The 19475-nt window shown below is 28.8% G+C and carries 20 protein-coding genes; 14 read left to right on the forward strand and 6 right to left on the reverse strand.

Annotated features, from left to right (window positions below; all coding sequences use genetic code 11):
• Positions 1–147: 147 nt before the first annotated feature.
• Positions 148–534: an ArsR/SmtB family transcription factor gene (locus CBLAS_RS06770; RefSeq protein WP_106872441.1), complete on the forward strand. Its 387-nt coding sequence runs from the start codon at positions 148–150 to the stop codon at positions 532–534.
• Positions 535–549: 15 nt separating this feature from the next.
• The gene (locus tag CBLAS_RS06775) at positions 550–2391 is read left to right on the forward strand and encodes a heavy metal translocating P-type ATPase (RefSeq protein ID WP_106872439.1); all 1842 of its coding nucleotides are present in this window, start codon (positions 550–552) and stop codon (positions 2389–2391) included.
• Positions 2392–2446: 55 nt separating this feature from the next.
• Here CBLAS_RS06775 and CBLAS_RS06780 read toward each other — a convergent pair whose 3' ends face one another.
• The 5 genes from CBLAS_RS06780 to CBLAS_RS06800 all read right to left on the reverse strand — a co-directional run bounded on the left by CBLAS_RS06780 (position 2447) and on the right by CBLAS_RS06800 (position 8560).
• Entirely contained in the window at positions 2447–3619 is a 1173-nt protein-coding gene (locus CBLAS_RS06780; RefSeq protein WP_106872437.1) for a restriction endonuclease subunit S, read from the reverse strand.
• A gap of 17 nt (positions 3620–3636) precedes the next feature.
• A complete protein-coding gene (locus CBLAS_RS06785) occupies positions 3637–5676 on the reverse strand; it encodes an HsdM family class I SAM-dependent methyltransferase (protein WP_106872435.1) in 2040 nt (679 codons plus the stop codon).
• 200 nt (positions 5677–5876) lie between these two features.
• Positions 5877–6635 (reverse strand): DUF4198 domain-containing protein, encoded by a 759-nt coding sequence (locus CBLAS_RS06790; RefSeq protein WP_106872433.1) that lies wholly within the window; start codon positions 6633–6635, stop codon positions 5877–5879.
• Between the two features lie 90 nt (positions 6636–6725).
• Positions 6726–7745, reverse strand: coding sequence for an aldo/keto reductase (locus tag CBLAS_RS06795; protein WP_106872431.1), 1020 nt, complete (start codon positions 7743–7745; stop codon positions 6726–6728).
• A gap of 2 nt (positions 7746–7747) precedes the next feature.
• Positions 7748–8560, reverse strand: a complete 813-nt coding sequence (locus CBLAS_RS06800; RefSeq protein WP_241517629.1) for a sulfite exporter TauE/SafE family protein — start codon at positions 8558–8560, stop codon at positions 7748–7750.
• 70 nt (positions 8561–8630) lie between these two features.
• Here CBLAS_RS06800 and acpS point away from each other — a divergent pair, with 70 nt between their 5' ends.
• Positions 8631–8975, forward strand: a complete 345-nt coding sequence (acpS, locus tag CBLAS_RS06805) for a holo-ACP synthase (RefSeq protein WP_106872429.1) — start codon at positions 8631–8633, stop codon at positions 8973–8975.
• Here the strand turns inward: acpS and CBLAS_RS06810 are convergent, their stop codons facing one another.
• Positions 8976–9188, reverse strand: a complete 213-nt coding sequence (locus CBLAS_RS06810; protein ID WP_106872522.1) for a hypothetical protein — start codon at positions 9186–9188, stop codon at positions 8976–8978.
• Between the two features lie 183 nt (positions 9189–9371).
• Between CBLAS_RS06810 and CBLAS_RS06815 the strand changes: the two genes are divergently transcribed.
• The 11 genes from CBLAS_RS06815 to CBLAS_RS06865 all read left to right on the forward strand — a co-directional run bounded on the left by CBLAS_RS06815 (position 9372) and on the right by CBLAS_RS06865 (position 19469).
• Positions 9372–9596 carry a FeoA family protein gene (locus CBLAS_RS06815; protein ID WP_106872427.1) on the forward strand — a complete coding sequence of 75 codons (225 nt, stop codon included), beginning with the start codon at positions 9372–9374 and terminating at the stop codon, positions 9594–9596.
• Positions 9593–12031, forward strand: coding sequence for a ferrous iron transport protein B (gene feoB / locus CBLAS_RS06820; protein WP_106872425.1), 2439 nt, complete (start codon positions 9593–9595; stop codon positions 12029–12031). Before CBLAS_RS06815 ends, feoB begins: the two co-directional genes overlap by 4 nt.
• A gap of 64 nt (positions 12032–12095) precedes the next feature.
• A complete protein-coding gene (locus CBLAS_RS06825; RefSeq protein ID WP_106872423.1) occupies positions 12096–12398 on the forward strand; it encodes a hypothetical protein in 303 nt (100 codons plus the stop codon).
• A gap of 31 nt (positions 12399–12429) precedes the next feature.
• Complete coding sequence (locus CBLAS_RS06830; protein ID WP_106872421.1) at positions 12430–13248, forward strand: DUF4198 domain-containing protein; 819 nt, start codon at positions 12430–12432, stop codon at positions 13246–13248.
• 54 nt (positions 13249–13302) lie between these two features.
• On the forward strand, positions 13303–13443 hold the full coding sequence (locus CBLAS_RS06835; RefSeq protein ID WP_106872419.1) for a FeoB-associated Cys-rich membrane protein: 141 nt from the start codon (positions 13303–13305) through the stop codon (positions 13441–13443).
• Between the two features lie 2 nt (positions 13444–13445).
• The gene (locus CBLAS_RS06840) at positions 13446–14288 is read left to right on the forward strand and encodes an ABC transporter ATP-binding protein (protein WP_106872416.1); all 843 of its coding nucleotides are present in this window, start codon (positions 13446–13448) and stop codon (positions 14286–14288) included.
• Complete coding sequence (locus CBLAS_RS06845) at positions 14285–15880, forward strand: DUF4857 domain-containing protein (RefSeq protein ID WP_106872414.1); 1596 nt, start codon at positions 14285–14287, stop codon at positions 15878–15880. Before CBLAS_RS06840 ends, CBLAS_RS06845 begins: the two co-directional genes overlap by 4 nt.
• Positions 15873–16310: a Fur family transcriptional regulator gene (locus CBLAS_RS06850; RefSeq protein WP_106872412.1), complete on the forward strand. Its 438-nt coding sequence runs from the start codon at positions 15873–15875 to the stop codon at positions 16308–16310. Before CBLAS_RS06845 ends, CBLAS_RS06850 begins: the two co-directional genes overlap by 8 nt.
• Positions 16289–18445, forward strand: a complete 2157-nt coding sequence (locus CBLAS_RS06855) for a heavy metal translocating P-type ATPase (RefSeq protein WP_106872409.1) — start codon at positions 16289–16291, stop codon at positions 18443–18445. Before CBLAS_RS06850 ends, CBLAS_RS06855 begins: the two co-directional genes overlap by 22 nt.
• A 68-nt stretch (positions 18446–18513) precedes the next feature.
• Positions 18514–18852, forward strand: a complete 339-nt coding sequence (locus CBLAS_RS06860; RefSeq protein WP_106872407.1) for a hypothetical protein — start codon at positions 18514–18516, stop codon at positions 18850–18852.
• The gene (locus CBLAS_RS06865; protein ID WP_106872405.1) at positions 18849–19469 is read left to right on the forward strand and encodes a ferritin family protein; all 621 of its coding nucleotides are present in this window, start codon (positions 18849–18851) and stop codon (positions 19467–19469) included. The genes CBLAS_RS06860 and CBLAS_RS06865 overlap by 4 nt, the downstream gene beginning before the upstream one ends.
• The last annotated feature ends 6 nt before the right edge of the window (positions 19470–19475 follow it).

Consider the following 19475-nt stretch of genomic DNA (forward strand, 5'->3'; position numbering starts at 1 on the left):
TTTTTAAAAATCACACAAACATTTAAAATAGCTTGATTTATAATTGAACTATGAAAATTTATTTAATTAAATTTTCTTGACATCAAAAAACATTTTTGATACTATTACATATGAATATATGTTCATATGTTTATATAAAGGATAGTTATGCAAAACAATTTAAAAGAAAAATCTCAAAAAGAAGCTTGTGAAGAAATTTGTGATGTAACCATGGTTCATAAAGACATCATAGAAAATGTAAGTTCAAAAATGATAGATGAAGACTCTTTATCTGCATTGTCAGACTTTTTTAAAACTCTAGGTGATCCAACTAGGATGAGAATTTTATGGGCATTAAGTGAGGCTGAGATGTGTGTATGTGACATAGCCTATCTTTTAAACATGAGTCAATCAGCAATCTCTCATCAACTAAGAGTTTTAAAACAAAATCGCTTCGTTAAAAATAAAAAAGTTGGAAAAGTTGTTTACTACTCTTTATTAGATAGACACATTAAAGATATATCAAAACAAGCTTTTGCACATATAAACGAATAAATTTCAAGGCTATTTATGAAAAAACAACTATTGCAAATAATTTTAACAGCTGTCCTTTTTACTATCACTTTTTGGATAAAAAGTGAATACCTAAAAATACTTATACTTTTAACTGCATACCTAATAGTGAGTTATGATATTTTAATACACTCCATAAAACATATTTTCAAAGGAAAAGTTTTTGATGAGTATTTTTTAATGTCTCTTGCCTCCATAGGTGCTTTTTGTATAGGCGAATATCCTGAAGGTGTTGCCATAATGCTGTTTTATAAAATAGGCGAACTTTTTGAAAGATATTCAGTTTCAAACTCTAAAAAATCGATTAAAGAGATGCTTGATTTAAGACCAGAGTATGCAAATTTAAAAATTGATGAAAATATTAAAAAAGTAGCTCCAAATTTAGTTAAACTAGGTGAGATTATTCTAGTAAAACCAGGTGAAAAAATCCCACTTGATGGTGTAATTATAAAAGGAAGCTCATCTTTAGATACCTCAGCTCTAACAGGAGAAAGCAAACTAAAAGATGTAGGATACGGCGACGAGGTAAAAAGTGGATCTATAAACACTAATGGAGTTTTAGAGATAAAGGTTAATACAACTTTTGAAAACTCAATTGTTAGTAAAATTTTACAACTTGTAGAAAACTCAATACACAAAAAATCAAAATCAGAAAAATTCATTACGAAATTTGCAAGAGTATATACACCCATAGTAGTAACTTTGGCACTAATAGTAGCATTTTTGCCACCATTAATCTTACCAAACTCTACTTTTAGCGAATGGATATACAAAGCTTTAATATTTTTAGTAGTTTCTTGTCCTTGTGCTTTAGTTATATCTGTTCCACTTAGCTTTTTTGGTGGAATTGGCGGTGCTTCTAAAAACGGGATACTCATAAAAGGAAGTATCTATCTAGAAGCCTTAACAAAACTAGAAACACTAGCATTTGATAAAACAGGAACACTTACAGAAGGTAAATTTTATATTGATAAGATAGTTCCTTTTAAAGATATAACAAAAGATGAACTTTTAAAATATGCAGCTTACGGGGAGGCTTATAGCACCCATCCTATCGCAATCTCTGTAGTTAAAGCTTATAATAAAAGCATCGATGAAAGTAAGATAAAATCAATTCAAGAACTTCCTGGCTTAGGTATAAAAGCTATTATAGGCGATGATGAAATTTTAGTGGGAAATAAAAAACTAATAAATAGCGTTAATACACCAAATAGTAATCAAACAGCAATTTACATCTCAATAAACTCAAAATATGCAGGATATATAACACTAAAAGATAAGTTAAAAGATGAAGCAAAATCAACCATATCTTGGTTAAATAAAAACAAGATAAAAACAGCTATTTTAACAGGCGATAGCGATGTGATAGCTCAAGATATAGCTAGTAATTTAGGCATATTAAAAGTTAGTAGTGAACTGCTACCTGCTGATAAAGTTTGTAGTATAGAAAATTTCTTAAAAGATAAAAAGCAAAATTTCACAGTTGGGTATGTGGGTGATGGGATAAATGACGCTCCTGTTTTAGCAAGGGCTGATGTTGGAATTTCTGTATTTGGTAGTAGTGATGCTGCTATGGAGGCATCTGATATAGTGTTAATGGATAAAAATCTAAAAAAGATAATCTCAGCTATAAAAATATCAAGAAAAACTCTAAGCATTGCAAAACAAAATATAGTCTTTGCAATAGGTATAAAAGTAGGCGTTATGTTGCTTGGAATTTTTGGGTTAGCAAATATATGGATGGCTATTTTTGCCGATGTAGGCGTAACTGTACTTGCTATATTAAATGCTTTAAGGCCTTATATTTATAGTGTGAAATTAGGTAAAATTCCTAGCTAAATTTAACTATTTTTGCAACAAAAGAGATTAAAAACCAATCTAATCTCTTTTAAAATTATTTATTTAAAACTTTTTTTGTAGTCGATATTTTACTATTTGAAAATTCAACCACATCTTTAATTATCAGTTTTTTTATCGCTAAAATGAAATTTTCCATAAACTCATAATCAATTTCTTCTTGTTCTTTAATTGGTAATTTTATAAATTTATCTTTAACAACATTCCAACCGCCTAATTTATTTTTGTAAGAATAAATTGGTAAATTTGTTTTTTTATTTATAGAAGTTACTAAAAATAAATATTTTTTTGAAGTGATTTCCTTTAATTTTTGAAATTTTATAGCATAAGCATCGGATAAAACTGTAAAATCTCTTGATTGATAATATGCCTTATATACATCACTATTCGAAGGTATTGAAATCACATTTTTTAAAATTGTTGCTCCTTCTCTAGGTGCAAAATAATTTAATCCTTGATTTTGAAAACTTGATGTTAAACATGGTAAATTATATTTTCCAGTTTCTTCTTGGGGTAATTCTTTAGCTTTATAAGGTAATTTATTTGTTTTTATTCTTGTGAATAAATCTCCTATTCTAAAATCTTTCCACTTAATTTCTTTGTTCTCAAAATCTTTTAAAGCTTGCCTTTCTTCCTTAGTCAATTTATAATCTTTAAGTCCTGTTACGCTCAGGTACGCCTCTAGCTCTGCTATATGCGTAGCCTCTAGCTCTGCTATATGCGTAGCCTCTAGCTCTGCTATAAATTTTTCCATAAAGGAAAAATTTATAGCCCCATTTTCACAAATGGGGAGCTGTATTTTTATTATTTTTATTGTGTCAACAGTAGAACCTACACCCCAAGATAACCTACTTAATGCTTTTTGAAAGCATGCAGTTATATATTGCATAATTTTTTCATTTTGATTTTTAAACTTAGGTTTTAATATTTTTACTTTATTTCCTGTAAAAAATTTTTGTTTTTGATAAAAAACTGAAAATGTGTCTTGTGCAAATGATAATGTATTGGCATCGTTTGTGTATTGTTCATCTTCAATAATATATCCTCTGACCCCATTTTGTCGTGTTGTTCTAACAACATAAGGAAAACTTCCTTTAATTTGATTTTTAAAAATATTTTCAAGATTATTTGCATGATATATCTTTTTACTAGAAGCGACTTCAAACAAATCTCTCAACAAAAACTCACCCCACTTAACACTTTGTAGCATTTTGTTAAGTGGGGAATCTATTTTCCCAAGCTATCATCTTCCTTATTGTTTTTAAGTAGATTTGATACTTCAAAGGCTAAGTAGTCTGCTACTGTCTTTTTAAAATCTTCTAGTTTTGGTCTTGTATCTATTGGAGATGATTTATTCCAGTCTGCCCCATTTTTAGGATCTATGGTATCTTCGTAGTATTCTTCTTCTGTAAATATCTTTAATTTGCTTTTTCCAAACAATACCAAATTTACCAACTCATCATATCTTTCTTTTGCTCTGTCTGTATCTACTAAATTGTTACTTGCTTTTTTTCTATTGCTTCTTGTGTATCCGTCATTGGAAAAGTCTATAAATTTTACTATATTATCTTTATGGTGGGCTTCTGATACCCTAAATACATATATATAAGTTTGTACACTAGATTTACCTATAAACAAATCAATAGGCATTTTTATACTAGCTAGCAATGTATTTTTTTTAAGTATTCTTTTATTATATTCTATTGCCTTGCCGCTGCCTGCTGAATTTTGTATAATAATGGCTGCATAGCCCTTGTTCATCATAGATAGAGCTTTTTCTACAAATACCATACCATTGCCATCTGCTGAATAAGGAGGATTTAAGATAAAGGCTGTAGCTGGAAAATCCTTATCTTCTTTACCAAAGCCATACTTGCCATCAAAGTCTGTTAGGGAATTTTTATTTAAGATATTAGAAGAACCATCTCCCATCATAATCATATTTAAAATTGCTAACATATAAACATTTGACAAAACTTCCAATCCTAATAATTGTTCTGCTTTGATCGTTAATTTTCTTTGCTCTAATTCATCTGAAGATTTAATATGTTCTTTCGCATCAATTAACATTTCATTCATTGCAGCTACTAAAAGCCCTGCGCTTCCAGTAGCAAAGTCCCAAACATAAGAATTTCTATCTACTCTAGCCAACTTAACCAATAACTTTGCAACATATGATGGTGTTAAAACGACATCATTTAATTTATCTTGCGAAAAGCCTAACCATGAATACATCTCATTAAACAATTTTCCTGTAAAATCTGTAGTAAGTCCGATTTTATAATAAATTCCTAAATCATCCACTATTTTGGTAAAGACCCTTTTTAGCTGACTTTCTCCATTTACTGGCTTATTAATATTTTCCGTTGTCAGTGTGTTTTGCAGTGTTCTAACTATCATATCTTTTTTAGTTTGCGGTAATTCTTTTTCTTCTAGAAAAGAGTTTATTTTCCTTAAAATAATATCGCCATCCATATTGCCAATTTCTTTTGATGATTTTAACTCTTCTTTTTCTAAAGGACTAACTTTATTAGATATGCCAAGAGTTGCCATAATTGAGGCAGCAACTAGATAAACCCTATCGTTTTCACTAAGTCCTTTTTCATCTTTGTATATATCATTATTAAGCTTAACTAAACTAGCATTTATCTCTTTTTCTTTCTTTTCTCTTATACGCTCTAGTTCTTCTTGACTTAAACTTAATTCTTCTAGTTTTTGTGTGAAATCATCAAAGTTTTCTCTTTTTAAAAATGACAGGTCTGTATATTTGTCAACTTCTTGCCCTATACCTAAGTTTTTCTTTGATACATAATAAACCCCTATTTCGTGATGGAGTTTATCATTTATATCCTTATAGCCTGTAACCCCAATTGCTATTACTTCTGTGTAACTTGTATAGTGTAAAATAGCATTTGCATAGTGAATTGCACCATTTACTGCATAAGAATTTATATTTCTATAATTGGGTTCATTTTTTGTATTTGTATTTTCTACTTGACCATTTATATCAAGTTTTACAAGTTTATCTTTGTAGCCTTTGTACTCAATTAAAACTGGATAATAGTTCATTTTGCTATTTTGAAGTAAAATTTTTGCATCAGGACGGTTTCCCCCCTTGCCTCCATTTTTTGAAAAATATTCATTTAAAGCTTTATCTATTTCATCATTTAAACTTTCTTGCTCAAGTTTATAGTCTAGATTATATGTTTTCAACCACCAATTAACCAAATCTGCAATATTTGGCTCAACAGATTTTGTTTTTGCCATCTCTTATCCTCATTATTTATATATTTAGTTTTTGATATTATAGCAATTTGTAGAATTATTTTATATTGTTTATAGAATTTGTTTATTTTTAAGTTAGTGTAAGTATAGATGTCCTTGCTATTTTAAATGCACTAAGACCATATATTTATAGTAGTTCTTTAATAGAAAATTCATAGCCAAATTTGGCTATGAATTTTAAATTATTTTACTTCAAAAATTAAAGTAGTTTTGTCTTGATAAGTTTCGCAATCTTTATCATTTGTAGGATTTTTAACTACGCTTTTTAGGTACCAAAGTCCCTTTTTTAAAGGTCTAAATTCAAACTCTCCATTTAAATCAGTTTTTGCAAAAGCAGCACTTGCCATATCATTACTCGCATATCCGCCATAACTTCCAAAAACTTCTGCTTGCTTAACGGCTTTTCCATTTAGTGTAAGTTTAAATTTAAGAAGTTTACCCTCTTTAATATCTTTTAAACTATCAAACATAGGAGTTATCTCAAGTCCTCTATCTAAAGTTTTTGATATGATTTTTCCATCACCCCCATCAACAGAAATAAGGGCTTTTCCTTGCATAGTAGCTATTAAGCAGAGCTCTACATCTTTGGCATCTTTTCTAGTCTTACCCATTGCCCACTCGCCATTAGCTGTTTTTATCCAAGGGGTAGCTTTATAATAGGCATTTAAAAGATAAGCCCCTTTAGATAACTTATCTCCTTCATAATGATACGCTTCTTCGCCCACTTGCTTTAAAGATAATGTTTCTTTTTCTCCTATAACTTTTACAGGCTCAAAAAGAGAAACTCTCTCATCAGCAATTTTTTCAGGGGCTGGAAAGTGATGACCATATATCATATCAACATTTAATTTTTTATCTTGAGTTCCCCAAACCCATAAATCATGGGCAAACAAAGAACTTGCCAAAGTAGTAACCAAAACTACAACACCAATTTTTTTCATTATTCTCTCCTAGCATATTAAATTAATTTTTGAATTATATATCAAAGATTAATAATTGTCAAATTCATTATTGTAGTTGTAATTATAAATTTATCCCATAGGATACATAAATTCTTTTTGCACTTCTTCGCACTCATGCATAATCTCTTCACTTAATTTTATATCACTGGCTTTTAAAATTTCATCTAATTGCGGGGAATTTCTAACTCCTATTATCGTACTTGCAACAAACTCAAAACTCTTACTCCATGCAATAGCCAAAGTAACTACACTCATATCATTATTTTTTGCTATTTGTATATATTTCTTAGTAGCCTTTAAGCTCTTTTCATTGATAAATCTATTAGTCATAGCTTTTTGCCTAGCTTCACTATTTTTGTTATACTCATAAAATCTTGAATTTTTAGGAAATGTTCCATCACAATACTTACCACTAAGAACCCCTCCAGCAAGCGGAGAGTAAGGAAGTAGTGAAATTTGCTCTTTTTTGCAAACATTGGCTAATTCATCTAAAAATCTAGGGTTATTTAGTGAAAAATTGTTCTGTATAGATTCAAATCTTGCTAAATTTTTAAATTTAGCTATTTCATTAGCTTTTGTAAGTCCATAAGCACTATCGTTACTAGTTCCTATGTATCTTACTTTACCACTTTTTACTAAGATATCCATAGCCTCCATACTCTCTTCTAATGGAACTATAGTATCAGGCCAATGAATTTGATACAAGTCTATATAATCAGTTTTCAAACGCTTAAGTGAACCTTCTATAGCTCTTACTATATGGTGTCTATCAATAGCAGTAAGTCCAAATCTAACAGGAGGAACAAACCACCCATTTGCTGCTCCTGCAACTTTGCTAGCTATAATTATAGAATCTCTTGGTTTGTCTTTTAGCCACTCCCCTATAATGCTCTCAGTAACCCCAACTGTATTACTTTTAGGTGGCACAGGGTAAATTTCAGCAGTATCAAAAAAATTTATACCACTATCATATGCTTTATCCATTATTTTAAAGCTCTCTTCCTTAGAACTCATAGCTCCAAAAGTCATAGTCCCTAAGCATATAGAAGTAACTCTAAGTCCACTTCTTCCTATATATCTATACTCCATATTTATCCTTTAATTAGTTCTAAAACCATTTTTATACTTAGCACAAATGGTAATAATGCAAAAATTTTCTTAACATTTTTAGATGGTATTTTGTGAATCAACTTTACCCCCAAAGGTGCTGTAAAATAACTAAAAAATGATATAAAGAAAAATGCAACTAAATTTACATAGCCAAGATTATAATCACTTAAAGTTGTAATGCTTAATCCATTAAAGACATACCCTATAGCCCCACCTATAGAAAGTGCAAACCCAACAGCAGAAGATGTGCCTATCGCTTTTTTTACATCAACCCCTTGCCATGTTAAATAAGGAACCGTTAATATTCCACCACCTATAGAAATAATGGCTGATACTAATCCTATAAAACCACCAGAAAAAAGCTGTACAATATTTGGTAAGATATGCTCTTTATTATCCAAAGAGTTTTTAGAAAAAAACATTCTTATAGATGAGTAAAACATAAATACTGAAAATAATATAGCAAGATAGATAGAACTTATCTTAGATGCCACAAAACTACCTAAAAATGCACCTATTATAACACCTGGAACTATCATTTTAAACAATCCCCAATGAACTGAGTTTCGTTTATTGTGTGCATTAAAGCTTGAAAAAGTTGTTACTATGATTGAAGCCATACTACTTCCTAATGCTAAGTGCATGATAAGATCTGGCGATATGCCTTTTTTTAAAAATATCCAAGCAAGAATAGGAACCATAATGCCACCTCCACCTATACCAAACATACCAGCAACAATACCCACAAACGACCCAAGGGCTGAAAAAAATAACATAGTTTGAATATCTAGCATATTTCTGCCTTTTTAAAAATTATATAGATTTTATCAAATTTTTTATATAATTTTACAATAAAGGAGATAAATGCTAGGCATAGATATAGTTAAAATTTCAAGAATAAGCAATTTAAAAAACAAATATGGTAACAAATTTCTACAAAAGATATTAAATAGTAATGAAATTTCTTTAATAAAATCAGATAAAACATTAGCAGGCTTTTATGCAGCAAAAGAAGCTGTTGCAAAAGCTCTTGGTGTAGGAATAGGAAATGATTTTAGTTTTTTAGATGTTGAAATTTATAAAAATGAAAGAAACGCACCAAAAATTAAATTCTCCAACAAAATAATAGAAAAATTTAATATAAAAAATTCAAGTCTTAGTATAAGCCACGATGGAGATTTTGCCATCGCAGCTGTAATTATAAACTAGTTATTTTGGTAAATCTAAGGCAAGAATTCTTTTTTTATCAATTGGACTAAATTGACTAATATATTCATAAGCCTCTTCATAGTCATCATCAGTATAACTTGCAACTCTAGTCATTAGTTCATAAAGCTCCTCATCATCCATATTATCAAAGTCTTTATATTCTTCTATAACCTCTAAAAGGTATGCCTCTAGCTCTAATTCATCATATGTCATTTTTATCATCTCCAAATAAAATTTTTGAACTATATCAAAAAATAATAATTTTTTCAAGCATTTGTTAAAAAATTACTATTATTTTATTTTTGATATTGACTATCTAATTTATATTTCTATAAGTTTTTATGTGCTATTATTGCCACATAATTAAATAATAGTTATCAATATTAAGGATATTTTATGGGTTTAAATAGCTGTAAAAGCGGAAAAAGATATATAATCAAAAATATCAATGCAAAAGGAAAGCTTTTTTACAAGCTTTTAGATATGGGTTTTATAGATGGTGCTATGGTAGAAGTTGTAAGAGAAGCCCCTTTATACGACCCAATGGAATTAAAAATTCACAATTACCTAATTACTCTTAGAAAAAGTGAAGCAACCCTAATAGAAGTAGAGGAAGCATGAAAACTAAAATTGCTTTAGCCGGACAACCAAATTGCGGCAAATCAACCATTTTTAATATGCTTAGTGGCATAAAGCAACACATTGCAAACTACCCAGGTGTTACAGTTGATAAAAAATCAGGATTTTTTTCGTACAAAGATTTAGATATTGAGATGGTTGATTTACCAGGTACCTACTCTTTTAGCTCATACTCCTTAGAAGAAAGAGTTGCAAAACAGTTCATACTTGAGGAAAGCCCAGATCTTATAATAAACATAGTAGATGCTTCAAATTTAAAAAGAAATTTATATCTTACTTTTCAGCTTCTTGAGATTGGAAAACCACTAATTGTTATATTAAATATGGCAGATGTCGCAGAAAGAAGAGGCATTAAAGTAGATGTAAATCAAATTTCACAAATGCTTAATTGTCCTGTTATATTAGCTAGTGGTTTTAAAAAGACAGGAAAAAATGAAATTTTAGAAGAGATTTATAGAATAAGTAATACAAAAGATGAATATAGTGAATTTAGAATCAACTACGAAGAGCTTGAGCCAAGCATAAGAATAATCAAAGAAAAAATAACAAAAGATTATAATATTAACAAAAGATGGCTTGCTATAAAAGCCCTTGAGGGTGACAATTTTATAATTGAGCAATTAAGCAAAGATATAGAAAATATAAAAGATGATTTAAAACATGAGCTTGAACATTTTGAAGCTATATTTAATAAAAATATCCAAAGCTTTTTAGCTGCTATGAGATATGACTCTGCTGAAGTTGTTTTTTCAAAATCAGTAAAAGAGACTAAAAAAGATGAATTAACCCTAACAGATAAAATGGATAAAGTTATACTAAATAGATGGCTATCTTTTCCTATTTTATTTCTAGTTATAGTTACAATTTATCAACTTGCAATCGTATATGGATATCAGCTTACAAACTACACATGGCCATATTTAGCTGCTATTAAAAACTTTGCTTCTAGTATTTTACCAGCTGTTGATATAGCACATGTTCCTATGATAACAGACTTTGGAATTTGGATAGTAAATAGTCTGAATGCACTTTTAAACTATCTTCCTATATTTTTCATACTTTTTGCACTTATTGCAATTTTAGAAGATGTTGGATATATGCCTAGAATGGCTTTTATTTTAGATAGAGTTTTTAGAAAATATGGCTTACATGGTCAATCAACTCTTCCTTTAGTTTTAGGTGGAGCTTTTGTTGGAGGATGTGCTGTCCCTGGAGTTATGTCAACAAAAGGAATTGCTGATGATAGAGCTAGGATGGCAACTATTTTTACAGTTCCACTTATGAACTGTTTAGCCAAAGTACCATTTTATACCTTGCTTTTAGGGGCATTCTTTCCAAACCAAATGAGTATAATGATGTTTTTTATATCTACTATTACAATTTTTACAGCACTTATAATATCAAAAGTCATAACCTCAACGATCTTAAAAACAAGAGAAACAGCCCCTTTTGTAATGGAGCTTCCAACATACAATTTGCCTACATTTAAAGGTGTTTTAATAAGAGCAGTTGAAAGAGTTTGGCAATACATTAAAAAAGTTTGTACAATTGTCTTAGCAGTTGCTGTTGTTTTATTTGTAATGCTTCAATTTCCTGGTCTTAATAAAGAAGAGCAAGCTAAATTTGACAAACAAGAACAAACAATACTTAAAAAATTTGATAAAGATATCTCTAAAACTGCCTATCATGATAAATTTCAAAACAGAGAAAATGTGGCAGAGCTTTTAAATTTTTATAGTGATTATAGAGCTAAAAAAATGGCTGGAAGTAGCACTGCTGATGAAGAGTTTATGAAAAAAAATGAGTTTTTATACTCAATAGTTAGAGCAAAAACTAAAGATGAAAAAACTATAAATAGAGCTTTGAGAAATTTAGACAGAGGAAGAAATAGAATTTTAAGAGAACAAAAAAGCATTAGGATTGAAAACTCACTTCTTGGAATGATAGGAAGATCGTTAGAGCCGATAAGTAAATTTGCTGGATTTGACTGGAAGATAAATGTAGCCTTTTTAAGCTCTTTTGCGGCTAGAGAGTCAGCTGTTGCAACACTAGGAAGTATATATGAAAGTGGAAAAGCTGAAAACCAAAGAGCAGAAGAGGCAATGAGAGAAAATAGTGGCTATACACCTCTTCACGCAGCTGCTATTATAATATTTATGCTACTAACTCCTCCATGTATTGCAACTATGGTTGTAGTTAAATTACAGGCAAATAGTTATAGGTTTATGATTTTATCTCTATTTCTGCCTTTTGGTTTAGCAATGCTTATGGCAACTATTGTATTTAGTTTAGGAACTATTTTTAATATAAGTGGATTTAGTGCGATGAGTATATACTATGCAGTAGTAGTCTTGATTGCTATTGTATTAGGTTTAATTCCAGAAAAAAGGATAAATTGGAAAGGTGGTTTAAAGTAAATAGTTATTAATATTTACTTTATAAATATATAATGAAAATTGATATTAATTATAATAAGGAGGAATTATGAAAAAAATTTTATTTGCGTCTATCTTAGCCGCTAGTTCAGTATTTGCACATACTGCTTTAATGAGTTGCTTTGACAATGGCGATTCAACTATAACTTGCGAAGGTGGTTTTAGTGATGGTTCGTCTGCAAATGGTGTTATTTTTAAAGTTATACAAAATGGCAAAACTTTAGAAGAAGGTAAATTTAACGAAGATAGCGAATTTACATTTAAAAAACCAGAAGGTGAGTATGAAGCTCATTTTGATGCTGGCGAAGGCCATAAAGTTATAGTTAAAAGTTCAGATATAGCTGAATAGTTTATATATTATTAAGACAAAAAGGAAAAAAATGAAAAAGATTTTATTATCATCAATTGTAGCAGCTTCTGTTTGCACTTCTGCTTTTGCACATTTTCAAATGGTATATACTCCAGAAAGTGCTTTAGAAAAAGGTACAACTATACCTGTAAAAATTGTATTTAACCACCCATTTGCTGATGAGCATACTATGGATATGGGTCTTCAAAAAGATGGCAAAATTAAACCAATTGAAGAATTTTATGTAGTTCACAAAGGTGAAAAAAAAGATTTAAAAGAGAGCCTTAAAGAGATAACTTTTAAAGGAAACTCAAACTCAGGTAAGGGTTATGAGACTGAGTACAAAGCTAGAAAAATGGGTGATCATATTTTAGTTGCTACTCCAGCTCCTTATTACGAAGCTAATGAAGATGGATATATACAACAAATAACAAAAGTTATTGTTAATGTTGCTGGTGCTCCAACTGATTGGGATAGTGAGCTTGGGCTAAAAGCTGAAATAGTTCCACTTACAAAACCATATTCAATTTGGACTGGCAGTACTTTTTCAGGCATTGTAAAAGGTAACGGAAAACCTGTTCCATTTGCTGAAATTGAAGTTGAATATTTAAACTATGATGTAGATATTAAAGCTAATAAAATGGGCAAAAAAGCTCATGCTAAAGCTCCACAAGATAGTTTTGTAACACTAACTATAAAAGCTGATCAAGATGGCAAATTTACTTTTGGAATTCCAAAAGCTGGATGGTGGGGATTTGCAGCACTTGGTGTAGGCGAACAAGATAAATATGACGGCAAAGAATTAAGCCAAGATGCTGTTATATGGGTTCAGGCAAAAGATATGAAATAAATCTTATATGAGAGGTTTTACCTCTCATATATAAAAATATAAAAAGGAAAAAATATGCAAACAAATGAAATTATATTTTTAATAGTTGTAGCACTTGGCGCTGGATTTTATATATATAAAAAACTATTTAAATCTGGAGGTTGTGGTTGTGGCAACAAAAACTGCCATGCTACTGAACAGAAGAAAAAGAATTAAAATTGCAAGATGTTATAGAGATTAAAAATCTAACCCACCACTACGGTGATAAAAAAATTTATGAAAATTTAAATCTTAATATTAAAAAAGGCGAGGTTTTTGGAATTCTTGGGAAAAATGGAGTTGGAAAATCAACTCTAATAAATATATTGATGGGTTATCTAAAACCTTTAAAGGGGGATTGTTTAATACTTGGTCATAAAAATTATAACTTGCCAAACGATATCAAAAAAGAGATTGCTCTTTTGTTTGAAGGTTTTGTAAGTTATGATTTTTTTACTATAAAACAGTATGAGAAATTTCTTTCATTTTTTTATCCAAAATGGAAAAAAGATATCTTTTATGATTTAGTATCTTTAATGAATCTAAATACCAATCAAAAACTATCTACTCTATCTTATGGGCAAAAATCTCAAGTAGTTTTAGGTGCTTTGTTTGCACAAGATGCTAGTTTAATTATTTTAGATGATTATTCTATGGGGCTTGATGCTGGTTATAGACGACTTTTTATTGATTATTTAAAAGATTATTTAGATGGAACTAATAAAAGTGTAATTGTTACAAGTCATATTATGAGTGATTTATCAAATTTGGTAAGCAGCATGATTATAGTTGAAAAAGGTGGATTTGTTCACAAAGATACAATGGAAAATTTCATCCAAAATTTTAACTGCTTTAAGTGCAATGTTGATTACGATATATCAAATTTAAATTATAAAAGAGTAGAAAATTTTAAACAATATAAATTAATATATAGCTTTGAAAACTTAGAAAATGAGTATGTTCAAAAAATAGATACTAATTTTGAAGATAAATTTTTAGGTTTTGTAGGAAAATACGAATGATAAAATCAATTTTTCAAAAAGAATTTATAAAACTTAAATACTACATAATAGTTGCAATTATAATATTTCCTATATTGTTTTTTCTATTTTTTTATAATTTAAATCATGAGTTTAAAGGGATTGAACCTGAATCTATGATGTGGTATAGATATATCTATTTAAATTATTACCCTGAATACTCTTTAAAATTTATACCTATTGTTTTTGGAATTATTTTAGCGATAGCTCAATTCTTGCCTGAAAAAATAGGAAAAAGAGTTAAAATTCTACTTCATCTTCCGCTAAACACAAACAAAGCTCTGTTTTTACATATAAGTTTTACTATTGCATTTTTAACTTTGTTTTTTATTTTATTTGGGTCTGTTTTTTACACTATTATAAATCAATTTTATCCAACTCCTATTGTTATAAACTCACTTGGCAATTTTACTAAGTTTTGCATGGCTGCTATTTTTATATATGTTGGTCTTAGTTCAGCCATTTTAGAGCAAAAACTAATGGTATCTTTTTTAAAAGGAATCATCTCTTTTATAGTTTTATATTTGATTTTAAATTTACATATAGCCTACTCTATATTTTTTACTATTTTGTTTTATTTTATCTCTCTTGATAGCCTAAAAAGCTTTAAAGAACAAAGGATAAATAAACAATTTATTTGCTTTACTTCACTATTTTTAGCAATATTTATAATATTTTTCGGCTATAAAATTTATATTGAAAATTTCAAAAGAAGTTTTCAAAAATACTATATATTTTACTCTCCAATTATAGAGAAATTTGTATATCAAAAAAATCACGGCGGACATATTTTTTCATATCTTACAGAAGATAAAAAAGATCTAAGCCAAAAAGAGTATGAAGCTCTTTTACCTTTTAATTACTGGGCAAATTTAAAACAACAAAACAAAATGCCAATTGTTTTAAATGGCAAAAATTATAGTGAAAAAGATATTAAAGCCTCAAGGCTATCTTTAGATTATAAATACAAAGAGCTAAATGAAAATCACATGAACTTGTATCCGCTATTTAATCCTAAAAAAGATGTATCTGTTATATCTTATAGTGAAGATATGATATGGGTTAAAAAAGATAAATTTGTTGTGTTTCATCATGATTCTAAAATAGATGATGATTTAAGCAATAAACTAAATTTAATTGCAAAAGAAAAGGGTTTATCTTTTCCTATTAAAAAAATATGGGGTAAATTTAGTAATCTAAAACCATTTGATGCAGGTCTTTTTATAAAAGATAGTAAAAATGAAATTTATAACCTTGCAAGATATGATGATAAAATAACACTTAAAAAACTTCCAATCAAGCAAGATATAACCCATATCAAAATATCAGAAAACAAACAAAATGATATTTTAGGCTTTGCTTTTGATGATAAAAATATCTATTTATTAAAAAGCAAAGACTATAAGCTTGTGAATTTAAACTTAAAAGAATTTGACTATAAGAGCATGAACTTAAAACTCTTAAAAGATCCGCTTTTTTATCAAATTAGATTTGATAATGGCAAAACATATAGTTCAAATGTATATGATAATAATTTAAATTTCATTCGTAAATTTGAGATAAATTATGAGTAATGATGAAGATTTTCAAAGATTATTAAATATTATATTAGGTAGTGTTAAAAAACTCTCATTTCAAAAAGAGGATATTTTAAGAATTTTGTTTTATAATGAGCATTTAACTGCACAAGATATACAAAAAAAATATAAGTCTTTAAACAAATCATCTATTAGCTTGAGTACTGTATATAGTGCTTTAAACTATTTTAGTAATCTTAATCTAATTAAATCCATAGATCATTGTGGTATAAAAAAGTATGAGTTAAATACTGGATTAAGACACGATCATTTAATATGTATAAAATGTAAAAAAATAATTAATTTTATAGATAAAGATATAATAGATTTACAAAAAGATATAGGAATAAGATATGCCTTTGAAATTCATGGGCATATACTATTATTAGAGGGGATATGTAAGCAATGTCAAAAACAATTGAAATAAAATCAAATATAAAAAATAGAGCAAGATTAAAATCAAAAATTTTTACAAAAAGTAATGAATTAGTTATAGAAAACATCTTATCAAAAGAGGTAAAAAGTATAAGAATGAATTTTGCCTGCCACTCTTTAATAGTTGAATTTGATAGTAATATTACAAATTTAAATAGAATTTTAGAGAGATTAAATTCTATTTTTGATATAAATAAAGTAGTTAGCAAAAATATAGTTAAAAATAAGATTAAAGAAAATTATCTTACTTCTTGTAATAGCTGCAAAAGTTGTACCTTATATCCTAATGAAAAAAGCTGGAAAAGAAAACTTTTTGAATATGGAGCATTAAGCGTTGTAGCTATAGGGGTTTTTATTAAAGAGCATATCTTAATGACCGCCCTTTCTCCTGTTGCTGCAATAGCACTTGGCGGACTTAGCGTGTTTGCTGCACTGCCTTTAATAAATGATGCTTACAATGATATATTAAATAAAAAATTTACACTTGAAACTTTTATGGCTGCAGCTGTTTTAACTGCTATTTTTGGTGGCGAAATTAGTGCTGCTTTTGAAGTTATTTATATACTTAGAGGCTCAAGGCTTTTTGAAGAATATACAGCAGAAAAATCTCGCCTTGAGATAAAAAACCTTATAAAAATGGATGTTAAAAAAGTATATGTTCAAAGAGGTGATGTAGAAATTCAAATAAATCTAGAAGATGTAAGTTATGACGATATAGTAATCTTTGTCCATGGTGAAAAAATATGTGTAGATGGTACTATAATAGAGGGTGAGGCTGAAATTAATGAATCTATCATAAATGGATACTCTCAAAGTGTACATAAAAAAGTAGGCGATAAGGTATTTGCAAACACAATTGTTGATAGTGGAAGAATTAAGATAAAAGTAGACGCTTTAGGCGATGAAACATATATAGCAAGAGTTTTAGGAGAAGTGGATAAATATTTGTCTTTAAAATCTTCTAGTGAGGTTATGGCTGATAAGCTTGCTAAAAGAGTGCTTAAAGTTGGAACTCTATTAACGATCTCCACCCTATTTTTAACCTCATCTTTTACAAATGCTTTTAGTGTTATGATCATGATGAGCTGTCCTTGTGCAACAGTTCTTGCTGCAAGCTCAGCCATTAGTTCAGCAATAACAAATGCTGCTAAACATGGAATTTTAATTAAAGGCGGAATTCATCTAGAAAATATAAGCAAAGCTGATGTTTTTTGCTTTGATAAAACAGGAACTTTAACTACTGCAAAACCTATTGTAGTTGATTATAAATCAAATTTGCCAAATAAAGAATTTTTTGAAATTCTTCTGTCTTTAGAAGATAAAAACTCTCACCCAATAGCTAAAGCTATAGTAGATTATGGAAACGAATTAGGATTTAAAAAACTAAACAATATAAAAATTGATAACAAAATTGGCCTTGGAGTTCAAGGTAAAATAGGCAATGACACCTATCATTTAGGAAATTTAAAACTAATGCAAGATAATAAAATCACAATAAGGCAAAATAAAGCTTTAAAAGAGCAGCAAAATAGAGCAAATACTATAATATATCTAGCAAAAAACTATAAATTTGCAGGCTTTATATCTTTATCTCATGAGATAAGAGATGGAAGTTATCAAATGATAGAAGACTTAAGAAAAAGAGGTGTTAAGAAAATTATTCTCTTAACAGGAGATGATGAACTAGTAGCTAAGGAATTTGCTAAAAAGTTTAATTTTGATGAAGTTCATCACAACTTGATGCCTGATGAAAAAGCAAAAATAGTTGAAACTTTATCTAAAGATCACAATGTAGCTATGATAGGTGATGGTGTGAATGACACTTTGGCAATGAGTAAAGCAGATACTAGCATATCTTTTGCAAGTGGTGGAAGTGAGGCAGCTATAGAGGTTTCAAATATTGCTATTACCAACTCAGATCCAAAAGATATAATAAAGCTTTATGATTTAAGCAAATTCGCTTTAAAAATTGCGAACCAAAATTATCTAATAGGAACTTCAACTAATATAATAGGAAGTGGTGCTGCTATGCTTGGCCTAATTGGGCCTGCTGGTGCTGGTTTAACACATATAGGCCATACATCTGCAATAATTTTAAATTCAAGCAGAAATAGATTGAAACAATAATGATTTTCAAATTGTATTCAGCTAAATTTAAGCCTCAAAGTAGATAATTATTATAATAAAGGAAAAGAATGAATATAACACCAGAAATTTTTATAAACCTTCTTAAACACTGCTCTTTAGTCCATCATATAAAAGGAAGGCTTAGAGTTAGAGTAAGCTCTACTATAAAAGATGAAATTAAAAATTTAGGTATAGATACTAACGACTTTAAGGATTTAAATTTTAATGATATCATTAATAATATAAAAGGCATTAATAATGTCAAATTTAATAAATTAGTTGGATCGCTGGTTATAGAATATGATAATAGTATTTTTCCAAAAGAGATGTGGGATGATGCTTTAATCGGAAAAAATATAGATAATTTACTAAAAGCTATAAATAAAACTATAGAGGATATAAAATGAATAATGAAATAGACCTAGCAATAGAACACGAAAAGCAAGGAATTATTATGTATGAAGGGTTTTATGAGAAATTTCAAAACCCGCTTTTTTTACAAATTTTAAATGTTAAAAAAACTGGCTTGGAGATCATAAACCCTTTAAAACAAGAAGAGCTAACTAATAATATTTATAAAAAATTTAGCAATATACAAGATGAAAAAAATGCTATTTTTACAGCTATAGCTTATGAGATTGAAAGTGAAAATTTATATGATGATTTAACAAACACTATAGAAGATGAACAAGCTAAAGATGTATTTTTCAGACTATGGGCTACATCATCAAACGAGTATAGACCAGCTCTTGAAAATGAGCTTAATAAGAAAAAAGAAGAAAAAAAAGATGATGATGAGAAAAAACATATAAATCCAAATAATATGGGGTTCACATTTGATTCAAAATCTTTTAATGAGATAAGCGAAGTTTTTAACAAATTTAGTACAGGCTCAGCCACAAAAGAGGATATTGAGAAAATTTTAAATAATCCAAACATATCATTTTTTACAGGAGCTGTAGTTGGTGCTTTAGGCGGTATTTTAATTAATCAAATTTTAGAAAACAAAAATATTGAAAAATAAATTTTA

Source organism: Campylobacter blaseri, from assembly GCF_013201895.1.
In the GTDB taxonomy this organism is placed as follows: domain Bacteria; phylum Campylobacterota; class Campylobacteria; order Campylobacterales; family Campylobacteraceae; genus Campylobacter_B; species Campylobacter_B blaseri.